Here is a 21,307-nt window from a genome sequence, read left to right on the forward strand (position 1 = left end):
GCATTAGTCCCTGAATCTGCTTCCGCTTGTGTTAAATAATAACTTACTGCGTATGCAGGGTTACCACCACTTATTTCGTTGTTTTTAAGACTTAAGTTAAATGATGCTAATCCATCAGGTGTACCATCGTCACAAATTGTTAATGATGTTGGTATTGCCACAGTAGGTAATGGATTTACAATTAAATCAAAAGTTGTAGAGCCATAACATGTAGAATTGCTATTATCATTAACTCTAACATATATTGTTTGCTGAGAAGCTGTCGTATTTTGATAAGCTCCCGGATTTAAAATTGGATTAGCTTCTGTTATAACATCTGCCATATCTTCATAAAAAGTTACCGTATAATTTAAAGGATCTTGTCCTCCTAAAATAGTAGTTTCTTGAGCTGTTAAATCAAACACCTCAAAACCATCTTCGGTTGGGTCATCACAAGACGTCAAATCCATTGGCTGTATCGCAACTGCATTAGCATTCACGATAAGTGTAAAACCACCATTTGGTAATTGATTAGCAGAATAACAATTAGCATCTGAAGCACTTTCTAGTCTTACAAAAATAAATTCGCCATCACTACCACTGTAAGGACTTGTTAATGGATTGATATCTGCATCTGCATCTGCGAAAGAATTATGATAAGTCACATTAAAGTCTGTAGCTAGCTGAGTACCTAAAACAGGAACCGTTTGAGATTCTAAATCAAAAAATTCAACGCCATCATTGGATAAATCATCACAGACTTCCAGATCTGGAGCTTGGTTTAATACCGTTGTAATAACATCTAAAGTAAACGCTTCTGTATCTGAACACGTTTGAGAAGCAAGATCTTCTATTCTAACATAAATGGTTTCAGGATATACTCCAGAACCAACATAATTTGCAGGATCAACAATAGGGTTTGCATCGTTTTGCGCATCTACTAAAAGTGTATGATAACTAACAAATACATCTGTCTGCGCACCAATTACTTCTGTGTCATTTACAGTCAAATCAAAATTAATTGGTCCTGTAGCATTATCACACTCAACAATATCAATTGTATTTTGTACCGTCGGACCGGAAATAAATTCAATTAAAACCGAGTCTGATGCTTGACAAGTTGCAGAAAACACTACATCTACACTATAAACACCCGATTCCATAGCATCCAACGTAGACGATGTTTCTCCAGGAATAACAACTCCATCTAAATACCAAGTATGAGAAGCAGTTGGTAGGTTAGTGTCTAATGGTATTACTCCACCACTACAAATTGCCGTACCAGCTCCTATTGTAACATCATCCCCTAAATCTCCTCCTAAATTGAAAGTTCCTGCTCCTAGGAAAACAGCCGAATTATAGCTTGTATCATTTCCACTAGTTCCACCATCATCGGCAACTACAAGTTTAATTCTATAATTATTATTTGGCGTTACGTTAGCAAAAGCAGTCATAGCAACAGTGTATCCTCTAAAATCAATTGGAGAATTTGCTGCTGGTTGTCCGCCTGCTCCATAAAAAGAATCAAAAAATGCAGGATTTTCTGAAGAACAACTAGGGTCAAAAGCATTATCTCTTACGGTATATACAGAAACAACATCTGTTGTACCTGGCACTATAGCAAGGTTAACTGTTGTTGTAGTTGTTAAGTCCGTTAATAAAAAAGCAAATGCATCAGAAAAGCTACATTGGAAACCACCATACTCATCCGAAGCAAACAAAAAATCAAAACTTATACTATTTGCTATTGGCACAAAATCGAATTCAATATAAGAAGCATTTGTTGAAAAACCTGCAGGTAAATCATCTCCTGCCACACCATCTAAATCAGTATTAATAGCAGCTTCTAAATCACTATCTCCAGGCCAAGAACCTCCTCCACTACTTTGCACACCAGTTTCAGGGCCCTCTGCTTCCATAGCATCTCCAGAGTTTAAAACAATACCTGCCTCAAAAGCAAATGCACCAGGAATAGCTGTAAAATACCCAATACCATTAACGTCTCCAAAATTGGTCCCTGTACTCCAGTTTATATTTGAAACACTAGCACAGGCACTATTAATTAAAACATCTTCTACTAATTCTGGAACAGTATAAGTGGTTTGATCCACATCTATATATGGACTTAAAACTTGAACTTGTATTGAGTCAGAACTAGAACACCCTGTTGGATTGATATCCGTTGCTGTAAAAGTTACTGTATAAAGACCCAAACTATTAAATGTGTGAGCTACTGATTCTCCTAAATCTGTAAAACCATCTCCGAAATTCCAACTGTAAATAGCACCTGTATTATCATCAGAAAAAGTAGCACTTCCATCAAAACTAACCACGCCACCTAAAGCAACTTGAACAACTCCTGTAGTATCAGCAACTGGGTTTGTAGTATCAATAGTTGGTGTTATTGTCTGACAAGATTGTAAACAAGAAATATTTGCCGACCATCCTGTTGTATTAGTATTTGCAGCTGCATCCGAAACAAATGAAATTGTTATGCACCCTGTAGTACTTGTTGGCGATGCCGAAATAGTTCCCGGATTAGTAGTCCCTCCAGAGAAGGTTCCTAAAACAGCACCCGAAGTATCATCTCCATCATAAATAGTCATAACATCCGCTACCAATTGTGTGCTAAACGCTGTAAACTCTAATTGAACAAACTGATCCACACTGTCCGGACAAAAAGTAATAACAAAATTTTCTCCATCTGAATAATTAGAAGTCACCCCTCCTGAATCAGAAAAAACACCTGAACATTGGGTAAATGTTCCGTTTTGCATAACTACATCTTGAGAGTGTGCAGTAAAAAGAGCTCCAAAAAAAGCAATAATTAGTAGAAATTTCTTCATTTCTTTATATAAGAGGGTTTAACAAAGTATTACATTACAAGTATACTAAAATAATGACTAAAAAATCTGATTACTAAGTCATTTAACTAATCAAAAAAGGATATTAAAACTTAATAGTTTAGACAAATAGTCAAGACTATATTATGATAGTTAACAGTATAACAAGTAAAGTTAAAGTTATCCTACCTAAAACTAAGATTTTCTCATTTATATCTATATTTGCTCAAAACTAAGAATATACAGAATGAATTTACAAAAATGGATTGATAAGGGCACGCAAGTTATTATAGACTATGCGCCTAAATTATTAGCTGCAATTGCAATATGGATTATTGGAGCTTTTGTTATTAAGCAAATTACTAAAGCTTTAAAAAAATTAATGCTTTTAAAAAATTATGATGAAAGTCTTCAAAAATTTCTATTAAACCTACTTAACTGGGTATTAAAAATCGTATTAATTGTAGTTGTATTAGGTACCTTAGGTGTTGAAACAACTTCTTTTGCCGCAATTCTAGCTGCAGCTGGTTTAGCCATTGGACTTGCTCTACAAGGATCATTAGGTAATTTTGCAGGAGGTGTTTTAATCATGTTGTTTAAGCCTTTTAAAATTGGTGATTTAATTGAAGCTCAAGGTGAAGTTGGTGTTGTTAAAGAAATACAAATCTTTACTACTAAATTAACAGGTCTATCAAATAGAGAAATTATAATACCTAATGGTTCTTTATCAAATGGTAATATCATTAATTTTTCTACTGAAGGCACAAGACGTGTAGACTTAGTCTTTGGTGTTGGTTATGACTCTGACATTAAGCAAACAAAATCTGTATTAATGCAAGTTTTAAAAGACAACCCTAAAGTATTAAATACGCCTGAACCTACCGTAAACGTAATGGAATTAGCAGATAGCTCTGTTAATTTCGCGGTTAGACCTTGGTGTAAAGCAGAAGACTATTGGGCTGTTTATTTTGAAACAACTGAAAAAACAAAAGAAGCATTAGATGCTGCAGGAATAGAAATACCTTATCCTCATGCTGTAGAAATACAAAAATAAAGCTAGTTATTTAATATAACGGTATAATTCTTGATGCTAACTATATATATTAACTTAAACCAATAATTATGAGAAAATCAATTTTATTATTAACCGGTATTGTTTCTCTTTTTAGCTTTCAGGCTATTTCACAACAAGTTGTTCTTATACCAGAACGTACTTTTAGTCGTGACATGGGAATGAATACAGCAGAAAGAGAGGAGAACCCAAATATCGAAGGTTCTAAATACATTTACGAAAATTATCAACAGGCAAAATTATCTACGCATCCTAATATATTATTCAACGTAAGATACAATGCTTATAATGATGATATAGAGGTGCAAGGAGCAAATAATACGTCGTATGCTTTAAATAAATATGGAGGTACCATAATTGTAACTATGCTGACGGGAGAAAATTATATCAATTCCAAGTATGTAGACGATAAAGAGAATATTAAGACTGGATTCTTCGAGGTGTTAAATACTAGCGGTGATTTTTTTCTATTAAAAAAACAAACAGTTTTTGTAAAAGAAAAAGAAATTGCTAAAACAACATATCATAAAGATAAACCAGCTAAATATGTAAAAAGTAGTGATGAGTATTATGTAAAAGTAAATGATTTAACTGCTAACAAAATTCCGAAAAAAAACAAAGAATTTGCTAATTTATTTCCTCAAGAAAAAGAAGCGATTTTAAGCTTTATTAAAAGTGAAAAAATCAAATTAAAAAAAGAGGAAGATCTTATAAAGGTTTTCAAACATATTGAAAAACTTAGAAAAGATAGCAAGTAATAATTTATTTCTTAGATTTTATTGCAACAAAATCTTTTAAATAATAAGGCTCAAAATAGGCGACATCTTCGATGTCGCTTTTTTTATACTTATTAAAACTTAAAGCGCTCATTTGATCTGCAGACGGCAACTTGTTTTCAATGAAAATAGCATTAGGGCTATTTAAAAGTATTTTTGTTTTCTCTACACCGTCTCCAACAAAGTAAACCTTACCGGAAGCTAGCTCTTTCTCAAAAGCACTTTCATTCAATATCTGAGCTTCTATGGCTCTTACTACATTATAATCTTTATCAAATATAGCAGAATAGACTTCTAATCGTCTAGCGTCAAGCATAGGTACAATACAACCTGAATCAGCACTTACTTGATGCGCTAATGCTTCTAGAGTAGATATTGATATTAAGGGGATCTTTAAAGCGTAGGCCAATCCTTTTGCTGCCGAAACACCAATACGTAAACCAGTATAAGACCCTGGACCTTTACTTACCGCAATAGCTTCTAATTGACTTGAAGTAATATTTGCTTCCTTTAAAACAGCCTCAATATAGACATGCAGTTTTTCTGCATGAGAATACCCATTACCATAATCTTCTTTTAACACCAAAGTCTCCCCTTTATTAGAAAGAGAGACTGAGCAGTTTGTAGTTGAAGTTTCTATATTTAATATATACGCCACTTTTATTCTGTTATTGGTTTACCTAGATAAAAATCTAGCACTTTTGTTTTAAAAATAAAATCATATTTAGCATTTACTAAAGACGCTTCAGCGTTTACTAGACGCAGTCTTGTTTGCTCTATATCAAATGCGTTCATAGCTCCAATATTATAACGCTCTTGTGCATTTTGAAATGCAATATTCTGCGCTTCAAGGCTTACTTTAGCTGCTTCATAAGATCTAAAAGCTGCTTTTGCATCTGTAAATGCACGTTGCACATTAGCCTCTAAAGACAATTTAGTTTGCACTAAACTTAACTTAGCATTCTCTTCTTGTATTTTTGCTTTAGCAACATTGGTTTTATTCTGAAATTGAGAAAAAATCGGAATGCTAATGTTTAATCTAAAACTATGCGCTTTCTGATCGTTTAACTGATTAAAAAACGTGTTTTCAGTTTGAATTAAGTTAGTATAAAACACATTAGATCCAAACCCGTAACCTACTGAAATAAATGGTAAAAATCCACTTTTTGAAATATCTGTAGACAATTCTGCATTTTCAATATTCTTTTCAGCAACTTTAACCTCATATCTATTAGCCAATGCATACGCTACAATAGGGGTAGCATCATCATACATTAATTCTGCAGACGGATCATTAACCTCAATTACCTGGACATCAAAACCTTTATAAGGCACTTGTAATAGTTGAGATAACGTTAATAATGAAATATCATAATTATTCTGAGCCACAGTTACACTTTGTAAATCTCTACTTAAAGTTGCTTGTGCATCATAAATATTAGCTTGAGGTTGCACACCTGCGTCCACTAAATCTTGTACCTGTTTTAACTGTTTTTCTGTAAATCCATACTGTGCTTCAGCGATTTCAAGATTTTCGATATTAAACAATACATTTAAATAAGCATTAACTACATTTAAAGATATATCATCCTTAATTCTATTCAATTCTAATCTATTAGTCTCTAAACTTAATTGAGACTGCTTGTATAAATTAGTTAACCTAAATCCGTTAAACACTGTTTGGTTAGCAGACACACTAAAACTTGTACTATTAGATGTTCTATCAACAAATTGTCCCGGAAATATCTCTGTGTTACCTAAAGACAAACTATGTCCTGCACTACCACTTACCGTTGGTAAAAACTGTCCTTTTGAAGCAATGATGTCTTGCTCATTTGATAACAACGTGTTTTGACCTTGTAAAACTGATATATTATTCTCTAGAGCGTGCGTTACACACTCTTGTAATGTCCATTTTTTTTCTTGCGCTGTTGCTGAAAAACCTATTAACAGCAAAAATAAATACGTTATCTGTTTCATATTAGTCTTCGTCTTCATCGTTATCTTCTTTTGATGCTTTATTCCAAACTTTGATTTTATCACCTTCTTCAACACCATCCTTGATTTCGACATTAATCCCATCAGACAATCCTAATTCTACATCTTTCTTTTCAAATTTACCATCTTCCTTTTCAATTTCAACAAATGGCTTTTCAGTAATTCTATTAAACTGTAGTAAAGATTCTTTTATAACCAAAGTACTATCTCTGCTTTCCATTTCTATTTCAGCATTAGCACTATAACCAGCTCTAATTTTAGTTGATGGCTCCACAGTTACATCTGCTTTTATAGTAAATTGAACTGCTCCATTTTCCTCCATACCTTTAGGCGCTACAAAGGTTAATTTTGCTGGAAACACTTTTTCGTTAATGGCACCTAAGATAACTTTAATGTCTTTACCTTCCTCTAACTTACCAACTTCTGCTTCGTCTACTTTACCTTCAAAAATCATCTTACTCATGTCTGCAATAGTCGCAATAGTTGTCCCAGCATTAAAATTATTACTTTCAATGACTTGGTCCCCTTCACGTACAGGAATTTCTAGTACAGTACCAGGTATAAGTGCTATAATATTAGTATTGGCAGATCCACCACCAGACAACGATCCTCTTTTAATAATTTGATAATTATTTTGTGCTTGACTTAACGTCTCTTGCGCTTGATTTAAAGCCAACTCGCTGTTCTCAAAATCTTGTCTTGAAACTACACCTTTATCAAATAAGGTTTTATTACGATCGTATATTGTTTTAGAATTATTGTAAGACAATTTAGCACTAGAAATTTGACTACTTGCTCCTACTAAACTCTGCTCGTTAGGCACAACCCTAATCTTAGCGATAACATCTCCTTTTTTAACAACATCTCCTTCTTCTACAAGGATTTTGTCAATAATCCCTGATATCTGCGGTTTAAGTTCTACTTCTTCCTCAGGATTTAATTTACCTGTGGCAACAGTTTTAGTATTAATTGAAGTATAAAAAGGTGTTGCAGTTTTAAAATCTTCAACCGATTTTGAACTAGAATCTTTAAAATACTTTAACACCATGACAAGTGCTATTACCAAAGCAAGAATTACAATTATTTTTATTGTTTTTTTCATTTTATTTATAGTTTTCTTGGTTGACTTTATATATTTATTGGTTTGTTATACTACTTAAATTACTCTTCTCTTAAGGCATCGATTGGCTTAATACTTGTTGCTTTAAATGCTGGTATTAATCCTATTAATGTTCCTAAAACTATTAAAATTGTTAATGCTATAAAAACTATGGATATGGATACTGATGCATTTACCAACACCGCTTCTGGACCTTGACCAAAGAGGCTATCTACTAACATCAAAATCAATCCTCCAGTAATAATACCTATTAAACCGGCTATTAATGTAATAAACACAGCTTCTAATACTACTTGTCTTTTTATCTCAAAAGGTGTTGCACCAAGTGCCCGACGCACCCCTATCTCTTTTGTACGTTCTCTAACGGTTATCAATAAGATGTTTCCAATAGCAAATACACCTGCAAACAATGTTGCAATACCAACAAACCATGTTAGAAACTGCATCCCTGTTAAAAACCCAGTAATTTTCTCAAACTCTTTACCAAGGTTAAAACTACCAAACGCACGATTATCTTCGGGATGGACTTTATTTAAGTTTCTTAAAATCAATTTGGCATCTGCTTCAATTTGAGAAATATCATATTCAGGTTTACCAGTAATCATCATCCAACCAATATTACCTCCCATATTATAGATTTGCTGAAAAGTGGTAAACGGAATATTCATGTCATCCGACGGTCCCATATTACCTCCCGTTTCAAACATACCGACGATCTTAAAATTCATTCCATTAAGCTGAATGTACTCCCCAATCATTTCGGCATCTTTCTCAAAAAGTTGTTTGTATATTTCTTCCGAAATAGCCACCACTTTCCTGTTTTCGTCAATATCCGTTTGATTAATAAAACGACCTTGAATCATTTTCTTTTTCTGAACCTGATCAAGCAATGGATAATCACCACTTACACTAAAATTTCCAGACAGAAAATCATGAATAACCAACGCTTGGTTTCTATTTCTAGGCACCACAAACTCAATGCCTTCTACGTTATCTTCAATTTTTTTTGCATCTGTTATTTTAAGTTGCACTTGCCTACCTTCTTGAAAGCCTTTAAAGGGTTTACTTGTACTTTGTGCCCACACAAACACACTGTTAGTAGCAAAACTACCAAACAATCTATTGAATGAGTTTTCAATCCCACGTGCAGACCCTAATAAAACGATAAGTAATAAAATTCCCCACCAAACACCAACCATAGTTAATGCGGTTCGAAGTTTGTTTTTACCCAAACTATCAAAAACCTCCTGCCAAGTATCTCTCTCTAATAAAAATCGCATAGTTAATCGTTTCTTAGTGCTATAATTGGTTTAATTTTCGATGCTTTTTTAGCTGGTAAATAACCTGCTAAACCTCCTGCAATAATAAGCGTGAATGTTGCGCCAATTACAAGGTTTATACTAACATAAGGGTCCTTTATAAAATAGTCTTCTAAACTAGGACCTATTAACTCTAAGATTCCCATACCTAAAAACAAGCCTAAAAACCCAGCTATAATGGTAATTAAAATAGATTCTAAAAGGATGATCAAGACAATAGAACTAGGCGAAGCTCCTAAAGCTTTACGTATTCCTATTTCTTTAGTACGTTCTTTTACTATAAAAATCATGATATTACTAATCCCAACAATTCCGGCTATTAAAGTACCAAAACCAATAACCAATACTAGAATCCCTAAAATAAAAGTCATTTGGTCTACCGCTTTAGATTCGTTAGCCAAATTACGTACTCTAATGGCACGTTGGTCATTTTGAGACACCATAAAACGGTCTTTAAGTTTTCTTGTCAATAGATTACTAAAACCAATAGCCGCATCAAAATCCATATCTGGATTATAAGTCAAGTTAATTTGATCTATATGGTCATTGTTACCATAAATTTGTTGCGCTGTAGATACAGGCATATAAATGTAACGTTCCTCATTATCTCCACCATCATCTTCAAAAATACCAACAACTTTATATTGTATTCCGTTAAGGTTTACATATTTTCCAATCGCTGTAGTTTTTAGAAACAAATCCTCCTCCACTAAACGACCAATAACAACCACTTTAGTTTTGTTTTTAATATCAGACTCATTTATATAACGACCATAAGTAACTTTAGTATTTTCTAAAAACTGATGATCAGGGTTTACCGCACGAACACTGTAACTACTTTTTTCGTTTCTAAAAGTAGCAGTAACGTTTATATAAATTCTTGAAGTAATGTATTGTACTTTCCCGTCAAACTCCTCTTCTATCCATTTTTGATCCTTATTTTCAAACTGAATTTGTCGTCCTGCTTGCAAACCGTTACTGGCTTTTGAAGTTCTTCCTGAATTAATGAATATTGAGTTTTTAGCATCGTCTACAAAAGCACTATCAAACGTATTTAATAATCCATTTGTAATACCAAAAAGCAACGCAAATAACAAAATAGCAAAGGTTACTGTAAAACCAGATAACAACGTTCTGGTTTTATTCATGTTAATACTTTGAAAAATCTCGCGCCAAAGGTCTCTATCAAACATATTCCGAAGCTCTTACTTGTTCTACAAAAGCGTCTTCCATTATTACACCATCTTTTAAACGTACAATACGTTTACACATGCTTGCAATATCCTCCTCATGCGTTACCATTAAGATTGTTTTGCCTTCATCGTTTAAAGATTGGATAAAAGCCATAATCTCATGAGAGGTTTTTGTATCTAAAGCTCCTGTTGGCTCATCAGCCAATAATAATTTAGGATTTGCTGCCAATGCTCTTGCAATAGCGACACGTTGTTTTTGACCTCCAGACAACTCTTTTGGTAAGTGGTGCGCCCAATCTTTTAAACCTACTTTTTCTAAGTGAAACAAAGCTGTTTCAATACGTTCTTTTCGCTTTAAACCTTGATAATACAATGGTAAAGCCACATTATCTAAAGCGTTTTTGTAATTTATTAAATTGAAAGATTGAAAGATAAATCCTAAAAACTTATTTCTATAAATGGCTGCTTTTTTCTCAGTAAGATCTTTGATGGGTACATTATCTAAAATGTATTCCCCTTCATCAGCTTCATCTAACATTCCTATAATATTTAGTAATGTTGATTTCCCTGAACCAGAAGACCCCATGATTGCCACCATTTCTCCTTCTTCAACAGATAAGTCTATTCCTTTTAAAACATGAAGACTAGAATCGCCAATTGGATACGACTTGTGCAGTTTGTTTATTTTGAGCATAATGATGGTTTTTTGATTGATTAGTAACTCAATATCAATTAGACTACAAAGGATGGAATTTGTTACAACATTTATCGAAAATTTATGTTAAATGTTGATTTTGAGCTGTAACTATTGCTTTTTAGTCCTAAAATACTTCCAATATATAAAGAAACCTAAACCAAAAACTAATATGTATGGAATAGACATTAAGTAAACAATACCGTCATTTATACCTTTAGCAGCCTTCTGACCATCTTCGTTTTCTAAAACAGCTCTACACATAGCACATTGTGCTGAACTAGTAAGAACAGCTGTTAGAATAAACACAAGACTTAAAATTTTAGTTTTCATTTTAAATATAATAAGGCGAAATCATTAAATACACAATAACACCTGTTACTGCTACATATAACCACAAAGGAAAAGTTATTCTGGCTATTTTTTTATGACGTTCTATATTATTTGTAATTGCTCTTACATACGTTATTAACACAAATGGAATAACAACAATAGATAATGCAATATGTGTTATTAAAATAATAAAATAAACGCTTCTAATAGCTCCTTCTCCACCAAATTTAGTAGAATCGCTAGTCATGTGATACGCTACATACATTAGTAAAAAAACGACAGAACAACCAATTGCGGTTGTCATTAATTTTTTATGAAGCACGATGTTCTTCTTTTTAATAGCTAAAAATGCAAGCACTAAAAGGATTGCTGTTAAACCGTTAATAGCAGCATATATAGGAGGCAAAAAAGTTAGAGGCGCTACATTAAACCCAAAATCGCTTAATTTTACATTAAATAGAACCGCAACCGCAATTGGAATTACTATTGACAATGCAACAATCCACTTATTATATTTTTTTTCGTTTTGTATGTTTTCTAAATTAGCCATATCTATAAGTTTAGGGAATCCTGAAAATAGTCAGAATAACGTAACAGTTTACTCGTTTAATAATTTTGCAATGTCTTGTTTTAAAGCTGTAATTTCTTGTTCATTACCATCTTCATCAACTTTTTCTTGTTCACTTATCACACCTTTGTAAAAGATTTTTGGATTACCAAAACCGTCCTTTCTAGAACGCAAATAACCTTCTTTATCTACTAAGGCAAAATCTCCTGAATGCTCAAAATTTTCGATATTAACAAAAATATTAAATCCAATATTTGATAACTTATAAATAGCTTCTTTTGCACCAGTCAATAAATGCCAATTAGCACTAGTTACGCCGTAATCTGCAGCGTATGTTTTTAAAACTTCTGGTGTATCATTTTCTGGATTAATACTAAATGATGCAATACCAAATTCTGAGTTATCTTTAAATACATCTTGAATAAGAGCCAAGTTTTTACTCATTCTAGGACAAATCGTTGGACACGTTGTAAAAAAGAAATCAACAACATACACTTGCCCTAAATAGTCCTTATTAGTAATGGTTTTACCATCTTGATCCGTAAAACTAAATTCAGGGACTTTTTTACGTTGTCCGTCAATAATCAAATACTCTAAATCAGATTTACCTTTAACTGCTTTCTTACCATTAACAACCAAGCCTTCACTTCTACTCTCATCAGTGCGACTAATATCGCCACTATTTATGCGTTCTATTATTCTTGGCACGAAAATAATACCAAATAATAAAATAATAAATGAAATCCCTATGTACGAATAATTTGCTTTTTTGCTCATTGTCCCTATATTATTTTGTGTCTCCTTTTAAATCGTCTGCACGTCTTGAAGCTGAGTTAAACTCACCTTTACGTTTTTGTCTATACTCTGTAAACAACACACGTAAATCATCAGCACCCATTATATTTTTAAGCTCTGATACTTCTGATGCATTATATGCTGTAAGCGGATAAGCTTCTCTCCCTTTTTCCTTTTCAATTTTAGTACGACTATCTAGACGTCCACGTTGGTTTAGTTCTTTATCAATTATAAAAGCTTTGCTTGTGGCTAAGTTAAAATCTAACACCTCACTAGTGCGTAAACTATTAAACATTTTTCTGGTATCAGAATCATCTAACTGAACAAACTTCCAATACTTAAGCTCCCCGTATTTAGTCAACTCTTTTCTTAGCCTAGAGGCAGCTTCTTCTGCATCTTTAGACACCAGAGAAATAACTTGAAATTTTTTGAAACCTTGAAACTTATCGTAAATCAATTCTTTTAAATTAGAACACTCTACAACTAAGGCTTCTGGATCTTTACCTAAAAAAGTTAATACAGTAATATAATCTTCTAATTGAACATCTGTATTTGCTGAAGTTAAATTTTGAATGTCTAACACATTATTTTTAACTACTTCTAATGGATTGTAATTGTTTGTAGATGGATACAAAAACAATAAAAAGATAACAGGAAGAAAAAACAAAACACTTAAAACAATACCTTTTTTTACATTCTTTTTGTCCATAATACTTGCGGTGTTTTTTAAAATACAAAAATAAAAAAGGTGGCTTTAATAAACCACCTTTTTAACTATATATTATATTGATTTCAATTTAGAAATCTCTTTTGATAAATCCTCTGTCATATACGTCAAAAACGTAACCACCTTCTTGTAATAAGATAAAGACTAAGTAACAGATCAGGAAAATAGCTGTCCATACTACCGCACGTCTTAATCCTGGTAATTCATCACGCATGTGCATGAAGTCCCAAGTGATATAATATGCTTTTACTATTGTAAGTATAATAAAGATCCAGTTTAATAGTTTCATCCCTAAAACCATACTAGCTCCCCATGATGGCTTATAGATACCTAATACAACCTCTACAGCTGTAATAATAGATAATAAGATTAATACTCCCCAGATTTTTTGAGTGTTAGATTTAAACTTTACTAAACCTCTAAATATTTCTAATTTATGTGCGTCTGCCATGATATGTCTTTTCTATTTTTATTAAACTAGGTAGAAGAATGTAAATACAAATACCCATACTAAATCTACAAAGTGCCAGTAAAGTCCAACTTTCTCAACCATTTCGTAACTCTTACGTCTTTCGTATGTTCCTAAAACTACATTAAAGAAAATAATGATGTTTAAAACAATACCCGATACAACGTGAAACCCGTGAAATCCTGTTATGAAGAAAAAGAAATCTGCGAATAATGGTGAACCGTATTCGTTAACTTGAAGGTTTGCACCTTGCACAACAGCTTTACCGTTATTTTTTATTTGCTTTAAAGATTCTGCTCTCGATAAGATAGTCTTCTCTCCCTCTTCATTAAGTATTTGAGTTCTAACTAAAACATCAGTGTTAGCCTCCATCCCTTTAACAACGTCTGACACTTGGTAAACAGGCAACGTACCTTCTCCAATAAACCATAATCCGTTTTTACCTTCATGCGCTACTCTTTCCGTATGTCCAGCAGTAGTAAAATCTGAAATAGCGACACGTTTAAATGTTTTTTCGCCATCTACGGTTACATACTCTCCAAACTGTAAGATGTTACCACCTTTAGTTTGTACAGCACCAAAATCTCCTTTAATAAAAGTATTCCATTCCCAAGCTTGAGAACCAACGAATATTATACCACCTATAATAGTAAGAAACATGTACCATGTTACTTTTTTCTTATTCATGTGATGTCCAGCATCAACAGCCAAAACCATTGTTACGGAAGACATAATTAAAACAAAGGTCATAAACGCTACATAAATCATTGGATAGTTTCCATGAAAAAATGGTATGTGCGTAAAAACTTCATCTGCAATTGGCCAAGCATCAATAAATTTGAATCTTGAAAAACCGTAGGCTGCTAAAAAACCTGAGAATGTTAATGCATCTGATACGATAAAAAACCACATCATCATCTTACCATAACTTGCTTTTAGCGGTTCATTACCACCTCCCCAAGTCTTTCCATCTGTATCAGTAGTTGCAACTGTAGTATTCATAGTGTTAAATTAGTTGTTAAAATGTGGCACAAAAATAATCAATTTATTCAGTTAAAAAAATAGCAAACTCTAATTTTATACTATCTAAATAAGCTTTTTGGCCTTATTGTATCTATTTTATTTAGTTTAGAAAAAAGTATAGGAAGAAAAATAGATAAATCCAAAGCAAATCTACGAAGTGCCAAAAGGTTAAAGCTAACTCAAATCCAACAATGTTTTCTGCGGAATATATTCCACGTAAGTGATTGACTAACACAACCAAAACAGGTATCAACCCAACTACAACATGTACAATATGCACTACTGCAATTAAGTAAATATACGTTACGGTAATGTTACTTGTTGGTCCTGTAAAATTATAACCTAAATCGATTATCTGATTAAATCCTCTAAATTGATTGTACACAAAAAATAATCCTAATAAAAATGTAGTAATCAACATTGCAGTAGTTAATCCCTTATTACCATTTAATAGCGCTTTTTTAGCTGCCATAAATGTTAGACTACTAACAATCATAATAATAATGCTTATCCAAAATGGCTGTGGCATTGTAAAACCCTGAAGCCAATCTGGTCTAGAGCTACTTACAATAAAAGCACTTGTCCATCCTGCAAAAGACATGATTAAAGACGCTATACCAAAGTAAAGCATCATTTTTTTTGCACGTCCAGTTTTCTCTTCTAAAGTCCCTTGAGTTAAATCCATTTTATCTTATAAATTTATCAATTACATATACAATTTGTATTAATGTAATGTATAATACACTTGACAGCATTAATTGTTTTGCTGCTTTTTCAGTCATGTTTTTATACAGTTTAATAGCATAAAACAACATCATCAAGCCTAAACCAAACACAATAATTGCTGCTACTACAGATAACTTTAGTTGTCCCGTTACACCAAACACTGGTACAATTGACACTAAAATAGTCCAAATAGTATATAACAACACTTGTATTGCAGTCCCTTTATCTTGTTTTCCTGTTGGTAACATAAAAAAGCCACCACGTTTATAGTCTTCAAATAAAAACCATCCAATTGCCCAAAAATGCGGGAATTGCCAGAAAAATTGTAAAGCAAATAATGTTCCAGACTCAATACCAAAATCATCCGTTGCTGCAACCCAACCTAACATAAAAGGAATAGCTCCCGGAATAGCTCCAACAAAAACAGATAATGGTGTTTTTGTTTTTAATGGCGTATAAACACTAGTGTATAAAAATATTGATATTGCACCAAACATGGCTGTCTGCGCATTAATAGTATATAAAATTGCAATCCCTAAAATGGTAAATATACATGCAATTGCAAATGCCGTATTTACTGTCATGCGTCCAGAAGCAACTGGTCTGTTTTGCGTACGATGCATTAAAGCATCTAAATCTTTTTCGATAATTTGATTAAATGCATTACTAGCACCAACCATAAAATAACCTCCTAGAGATAGAAGTAAAACAATTTTTAAACTAATGGTATCTGCTCCTAAAAAATAACCAGCAACTGACGAAAACACGACACTTAAAGACAAGCGCATCTTTGTGATTTCTTTAAAATCTGATATAACTGTATGTTTTATTGTGGGTGTTGCTGTTGTACTCAAACCAACGCTATTTTTTTTGCTGATGCAAAGATACTGCTAATTGACTATTTAGCATAAAAAAAGCGCAAGGTTTTTATAGTGTAATGGATATCCTTGATTTACATATCAAAATACCAATTGAACAAATCAGTTCTGACACCAAAATTAATCCAAACCGTACTATTATTTAAAACCGAAGGGGTTTCTGCTTCTGGATTATAGTTACGGTAACTTAAATTAACAAATGCTTTTAAATTAGAAGCCGGATTAACTAAATACCCCAATTGAGCACTCGCATTTAAGGTAGTTGTTTTTATACCTTGGCCTATAGTAACACCTGTATCAAAAGGTCTGTCATTATAATTTCTATAAATATCTCCACCGTAACTAAAATTATCAGTTCCGTCGTTTACATCAAAACCTCTTATCCCTGCAATCATCTTAGCTTCTCCAAACCAACGTTCTTTTTGATAACGCCCAATTAATACTAACTCTCTAAAGTTTGCGCCCCAAAGATGAGCCATGGGCTGATTGTTATGCGCATAGTTTAAAACAATGGTGTTGTGAGAATACGTATATGGTCTGACTTGGTTATATTCTGCTTGAAGCATTAGATTTTTCGTCTTAAATGCATTGTACCATTTTGCGCCTAACTGAAACCCATATTTGTTTTTCCAACTTTTATTACCCCCTGTAACATCGCTTAACGAAAATTCGTCTAAAATAAATTGACCATATACGTTAGCATTATCACTTAATTTATATTTCCCTGATGCTCCTAAAATAGCATTTCCTGCACCTTGACCAGTTTCAAATTCTATAGCTCTAAAAAAGATTAACGGATTTAAATAATTAATATCAAAACCACGATCATTACTATTTTCCCAAATTACAGATTCAAATAAACCTAAATTAAATCGCTTAGTAACGTTCCAACTTAAGTAATGGTTGGCAATATATTTTGTTCTAAAAGCTTTATCAAGTGTAACATCATCGCGTACATCCTTTAGCCACGTCCAAGTATTGGTGTATTTAATATTCCAAAATTTAGTATTCAATTTTAAATATGGATATGGACTAGACACGTCACTTTGCAATAAACTTCTATAACCATCTCCAATAAACTGTTTACCGTGTCCAAATTGAATATTTAAAAACTTAGCTGGAGAATAAGACAAATAAGCTTCGGCAACAGGATAATCATAGGCATCTTCCTTAAATCGTTTTGCAATTCCACGACCAGGAATAATTGCTGGATCAGGACCAAATGCTTTTAAACTTTCTGCATATTGATTATAATATTGTGCAAAACGACCTTGACTTTCGTAAACCGATGCAGAAAAACTAAGCTTGTTACCCAACCCTCCTTGAATGTAAGCCCCACGTGTATTATTGTAAGTGTAACTAAAATCGGCATCTGTATCTTTCCCTAATTGTAAATCTAAAATCGGATCTATAGTTAACCAATAGTCTTTACTTTCTAACTGCACCAAATGCTCGTTCCATAACTTACGCCCAGCCCATGACTGAGATGTCCTCTGAAGCGCCTCATTTTCGTCCTCAAAATCATAATAATTAGACACCTCTTCATACCTGTACGGTTTTGAAGCTGTATGATTATTAGTACCTATTCTATTAACGTCTTGATCAAATCTTGAATAATTTTCATGAGAAAACGGAACATTAACCTGACTTTTATATGCTTTGTTTGTGTATTTAACTAATGATTTTTGAACACTATCAAACTCTTGTTTTGCTTTTTGTTGCAATACTGTCAATTCTTCAATTGGGTTAACAATCATATCGGTATCGGTCGTAGCCGAAGTAACAATAACATTACTTGGTATGTTATTTTCATTTAATGGAAAATACAACGTCATACTATATTGCTTAAACGTTGGATTACCATTATATGTAGCAGGTTTTATTTTAGGAAAAGCAGAAAACACACGAGACGTCTCTTTTTTTAAAGCTGAATTCTGAGCATCAACATAAATAGTTTTAAAAAGACCATCTTTAGTAACTTCAAAAATAACTGCTATTTCTCCAATGTAATCCGCCTTAACTGATTCTGGCAAATTAAACTGAGCATATAAAGCTTTATATACTTCTTGATTAAAACAATGATCTAATTGCTTTAAATCCGTTTCTTGACAATTTTCAAAACGAGGAGACACTTGATATACAGTTGTATCTTGTCCATAAGACAACGTTGAAAACATTATAAATAGACCTAAAATGAAAGTTTTCATATTTAGTTGGAAGTTTAAATTTAGCCGAAAGATACTGCTTTTTATTAACGCTTTAAAACTGAAAAAGTCGTTATCTAAAAAAGATAACGACTTTAAATATTACTGATTTTAACTTAATATTTTACTTCGAAAATTATTGGTAAAGAATACAAAACAGAAACTGGCTCACCACCTTGCTCCCCTGGTTTCATTTGTGGCACTTTATCCACCACACGATTTGCTTCTTTTTCTAAATCCTTATGCGGTGCACGTGTACTCATAATCTCAACAATTCCAGATTTATTTATTCTGAAATTAACATATATACGTTGCACACCTTCTCTTAAACCAAGCTCAGTACCTAAATTTCTATCAAATTTTTTCTTAATTAATTTAGCTAATTTATTAGACATACATTTTTTACGCTGATCATTACTATTAGCACTTTCGCATCCTGGGTAAACGGGTACCTTTTCAACAAAATTAATATGCACTTCCTCCTCTGGTTCTATAACGACTAATGACTTTTCATCTAAAGAGGGTTTTGTGCCTTCTGGTTTAGTTGCGTGAATAATATCTGAAATTAAATTTTGTTCTGTGATTTTTTCATCTGGAGTATCATTTGGCACCATTGTTACGTTATCTGGACGCACAGGTTGTTTAGATACAGGCTCTGAAGTCTCTACAGCATCAGGCGCTACAGTAATAACAGGAGCAAACATATAATCCTCTTCAACGTCAGCTTTTGCAGTAACAGGCACTTTAAAATCTTTTGTTTCGAATTGATACTCCAATGCACCATACGCAGCTAACAAACACATTATTAATCCAATTTGGAAATATAATGCTGTGTTAGTTTTTAGGTTTACATCCTTTTTTTGAGGTTTCCTTACGTTTTCTTCAACTTTTTTACTAAAACTTTCTTTTTTACTTGAAATCATCATAATATCTATAGTTTAAACGTTAATATTATGAGAAAATATCAACAATTATACCAAAAAGAAAAATCCCGTTACATTGCTGTAACGGGATCTTAAAATATATATGGAAATATCTTTTACTCTACTTTAAATGTAATAGGTAATCCGTAAGGTACATTTACTGCTTTACCTCTTTGTCTACCTGGTTTCATTTTAGGTAACTTAGCAATAATACGCTTAGCTTCCTGCTCTAATTTAGGGTGTGGTGCTCTTGCTTGAATATTTACAATATTACCAGTCTTGTCAATCTTAAACCCTACGTTAATTCTTTTAATACCACTATCAAGACCTAAATCCTGTGCTAAGTCAGCATTAAAATTCTTTCTAACAAATTTTCCGATTTTTTCAGACATACACTTTTTCTTTGCGTCATTGTTTCCAGCACCTTCACATCCTGGATACACTGGTACGTTTTCAATAATAGAGAACGGTACATCTACATCTTCTTCAACTTCTTCAACCTCTACATCCGCAACTTCAATTTCCACAACTTCTTCTTGAGTTGTTTCTGTAGACATTACTTCTGTTTCCACTACATCTTCTTCATCTTCTACTACCTCAATAACTTCTGGAGCTGCTGGTGGTGGTGGTGGTGGTGGTGGCGTATTCAAAATCTCTGTAATTGGCACATCATCCTCATCATTATCATCAAACACTAACATTCCTATATCAATATCGGACTTATCAGTTGTTGTGTAATTAAGTGTTACGTAAGATAGAAAAAGCATTAAAGCTAGTCCTACTGCCACGTAAAGAGAACTGTTACGTCCTACATTTGCTTTTGTATTTTTTTTAGATTCCATATCTTTTTTGTTTACTGAATGCTAAAATAACTATTTATTTGTTAAAAAAACAAGCTATTAGTCGTTTTTAACTTTACTCAGTGTTAGTAAATTAATAATTAAGACCGCAATAAGCGCACCTACTACATTGGCAATAACGTCTTTATAATCGGCTTGCCTACTTTCTGTTAGTGTATGCTGTAATATTTCAATTACTATGCCAAATAGAAAAGCGCTTATAAAAGCCATTTTCAAGGCTTGTTTCTTACTTTTATTTAAATAAAAATAAAAGGATAAAAACCATAACCCAACAAATATAAAATGTGCTATTGCGTGATTAACTTTATCGTTGTTATCAGGTATGATGGAAATATCAGATATAGTTGCTAGACTTAACACTATTATAACCACAGTATACCCTAAACTGATAAATGGCAACAGTTTACGCACCAATAAGAGCTTTGTAGTCATCAGCAGACATTAAACCTTCTAATTGAGAGGCATCTGTCACTTTTACTTTAACCATCCAGCCTTCACCATAAGGATCAGAATTAACTTTCTCTGGTTCGTCTTCTAAAGCTTCATTAAAAGCAACAATCTCTCCTGAAACAGGTAAAAATAAGTCAGACACAGTTTTAACAGCCTCTACTGTACCAAATACTTCTTCTGCTTCTAACGTTTCGTCTAAAGTCTCTACTTCAACGTATACGATATCTCCTAACTCACTTTGTGCAAAATCTGTGATACCAACTGTAATTTGGTCTCCTTCTATTTTAATCCACTCGTGATCTTTAGTGTATTTTAAATCTGATGGTATGTTCATTATATATTTTTTAATTGAGTTAC

Annotated in this window: 22 protein-coding genes; 2 read left to right on the plus strand and 20 right to left on the minus strand. The window is 32.9% G+C overall.

Translation table 11 applies throughout. The annotated features are described in order from the left end of the window. Positions 1-2,825: choice-of-anchor L domain-containing protein (locus BMZ09_RS00005; protein WP_143067764.1), on the minus strand; the 2,825-nt coding region annotated here is incomplete at its 3' end. 244 nt (positions 2,826-3,069) lie between these two features. On the opposite strand from BMZ09_RS00005, the gene BMZ09_RS00010 reads away from it, so the two are divergent. Beyond that, positions 3,070-3,876: a mechanosensitive ion channel family protein gene (locus BMZ09_RS00010; RefSeq protein WP_090836340.1), complete on the plus strand. Its 807-nt coding sequence runs from the start codon at positions 3,070-3,072 to the stop codon at positions 3,874-3,876. Positions 3,877-3,944: 68 nt separating this feature from the next. Next, entirely contained in the window at positions 3,945-4,652 is a 708-nt protein-coding gene (locus tag BMZ09_RS00015; protein WP_090836342.1) for a hypothetical protein, read from the plus strand. 4 nt (positions 4,653-4,656) lie between these two features. Here BMZ09_RS00015 and tsaB read toward each other — a convergent pair whose 3' ends face one another. The 19 genes from tsaB to gcvH form a co-directional block, all read right to left on the minus strand. Next, positions 4,657-5,328, minus strand: coding sequence for a tRNA (adenosine(37)-N6)-threonylcarbamoyltransferase complex dimerization subunit type 1 TsaB (gene tsaB / locus BMZ09_RS00020; RefSeq protein WP_090836343.1), 672 nt, complete (start codon positions 5,326-5,328; stop codon positions 4,657-4,659). Between the two features lie 2 nt (positions 5,329-5,330). After that, positions 5,331-6,668, minus strand: a complete 1,338-nt coding sequence (locus BMZ09_RS00025) for a TolC family protein (protein ID WP_177183487.1) — start codon at positions 6,666-6,668, stop codon at positions 5,331-5,333. Continuing rightward, a complete protein-coding gene (locus tag BMZ09_RS00030) occupies positions 6,652-7,770 on the minus strand; it encodes an efflux RND transporter periplasmic adaptor subunit (protein WP_090836347.1) in 1,119 nt (372 codons plus the stop codon). The genes BMZ09_RS00025 and BMZ09_RS00030 overlap by 17 nt, the downstream gene beginning before the upstream one ends. Positions 7,771-7,829: 59 nt before the next feature. Then, positions 7,830-9,068, minus strand: a complete 1,239-nt coding sequence (locus BMZ09_RS00035) for an ABC transporter permease (RefSeq protein ID WP_090836349.1) — start codon at positions 9,066-9,068, stop codon at positions 7,830-7,832. Positions 9,069-9,070: 2 nt separating this feature from the next. Further along, positions 9,071-10,300, minus strand: coding sequence for an ABC transporter permease (locus tag BMZ09_RS00040; protein ID WP_090836352.1), 1,230 nt, complete (start codon positions 10,298-10,300; stop codon positions 9,071-9,073). Continuing rightward, a complete protein-coding gene (locus BMZ09_RS00045) occupies positions 10,293-10,994 on the minus strand; it encodes an ABC transporter ATP-binding protein (RefSeq protein WP_090836354.1) in 702 nt (233 codons plus the stop codon). The genes BMZ09_RS00040 and BMZ09_RS00045 overlap by 8 nt, the downstream gene beginning before the upstream one ends. A gap of 111 nt (positions 10,995-11,105) precedes the next feature. Then, entirely contained in the window at positions 11,106-11,327 is a 222-nt protein-coding gene (locus BMZ09_RS00050; RefSeq protein WP_090836356.1) for a hypothetical protein, read from the minus strand. A 1-nt stretch (position 11,328) separates the two neighbouring features. Next, a complete protein-coding gene (locus BMZ09_RS00055; RefSeq protein WP_090836358.1) occupies positions 11,329-11,877 on the minus strand; it encodes a DUF420 domain-containing protein in 549 nt (182 codons plus the stop codon). Between the two features lie 48 nt (positions 11,878-11,925). Further along, a complete protein-coding gene (locus BMZ09_RS00060) occupies positions 11,926-12,672 on the minus strand; it encodes an SCO family protein (protein ID WP_090836359.1) in 747 nt (248 codons plus the stop codon). A gap of 10 nt (positions 12,673-12,682) precedes the next feature. Next, on the minus strand, positions 12,683-13,399 hold the full coding sequence (locus tag BMZ09_RS00065) for a hypothetical protein (protein ID WP_090836361.1): 717 nt from the start codon (positions 13,397-13,399) through the stop codon (positions 12,683-12,685). Between the two features lie 88 nt (positions 13,400-13,487). Further along, positions 13,488-13,868, minus strand: coding sequence for a cytochrome C oxidase subunit IV family protein (locus BMZ09_RS00070; protein WP_090836363.1), 381 nt, complete (start codon positions 13,866-13,868; stop codon positions 13,488-13,490). A 21-nt stretch (positions 13,869-13,889) separates the two neighbouring features. After that, positions 13,890-14,888 (minus strand): cytochrome c oxidase subunit 3, encoded by a 999-nt coding sequence (locus BMZ09_RS00075; RefSeq protein WP_090836365.1) that lies wholly within the window; start codon positions 14,886-14,888, stop codon positions 13,890-13,892. Between the two features lie 121 nt (positions 14,889-15,009). Next, positions 15,010-15,594 (minus strand): cytochrome c oxidase subunit 3, encoded by a 585-nt coding sequence (locus BMZ09_RS00080; RefSeq protein WP_090836366.1) that lies wholly within the window; start codon positions 15,592-15,594, stop codon positions 15,010-15,012. Position 15,595: 1 nt separating this feature from the next. After that, the gene (gene cyoE, locus BMZ09_RS00085; protein ID WP_090836368.1) at positions 15,596-16,489 is read right to left on the minus strand and encodes a heme o synthase; all 894 of its coding nucleotides are present in this window, start codon (positions 16,487-16,489) and stop codon (positions 15,596-15,598) included. Positions 16,490-16,587: 98 nt separating this feature from the next. Then, entirely contained in the window at positions 16,588-18,720 is a 2,133-nt protein-coding gene (locus BMZ09_RS00090; protein WP_090836370.1) for a gliding motility protein RemB, read from the minus strand. A gap of 113 nt (positions 18,721-18,833) precedes the next feature. Beyond that, the gene (locus tag BMZ09_RS00095) at positions 18,834-19,643 is read right to left on the minus strand and encodes an energy transducer TonB (RefSeq protein ID WP_090836372.1); all 810 of its coding nucleotides are present in this window, start codon (positions 19,641-19,643) and stop codon (positions 18,834-18,836) included. 113 nt (positions 19,644-19,756) lie between these two features. After that, complete coding sequence (locus BMZ09_RS00100) at positions 19,757-20,482, minus strand: energy transducer TonB (protein WP_090836374.1); 726 nt, start codon at positions 20,480-20,482, stop codon at positions 19,757-19,759. Between the two features lie 57 nt (positions 20,483-20,539). After that, the gene (locus tag BMZ09_RS00105) at positions 20,540-20,932 is read right to left on the minus strand and encodes a VanZ family protein (protein ID WP_090836376.1); all 393 of its coding nucleotides are present in this window, start codon (positions 20,930-20,932) and stop codon (positions 20,540-20,542) included. Further along, positions 20,904-21,284, minus strand: a complete 381-nt coding sequence (gene gcvH, locus BMZ09_RS00110; protein WP_090836378.1) for a glycine cleavage system protein GcvH — start codon at positions 21,282-21,284, stop codon at positions 20,904-20,906. The genes BMZ09_RS00105 and gcvH overlap by 29 nt, the downstream gene beginning before the upstream one ends. Between the last annotated feature and the right edge of the window lie 23 nt (positions 21,285-21,307).

The organism is Olleya namhaensis, from assembly GCF_900114005.1.
Classification (GTDB): domain Bacteria; phylum Bacteroidota; class Bacteroidia; order Flavobacteriales; family Flavobacteriaceae; genus Olleya; species Olleya namhaensis.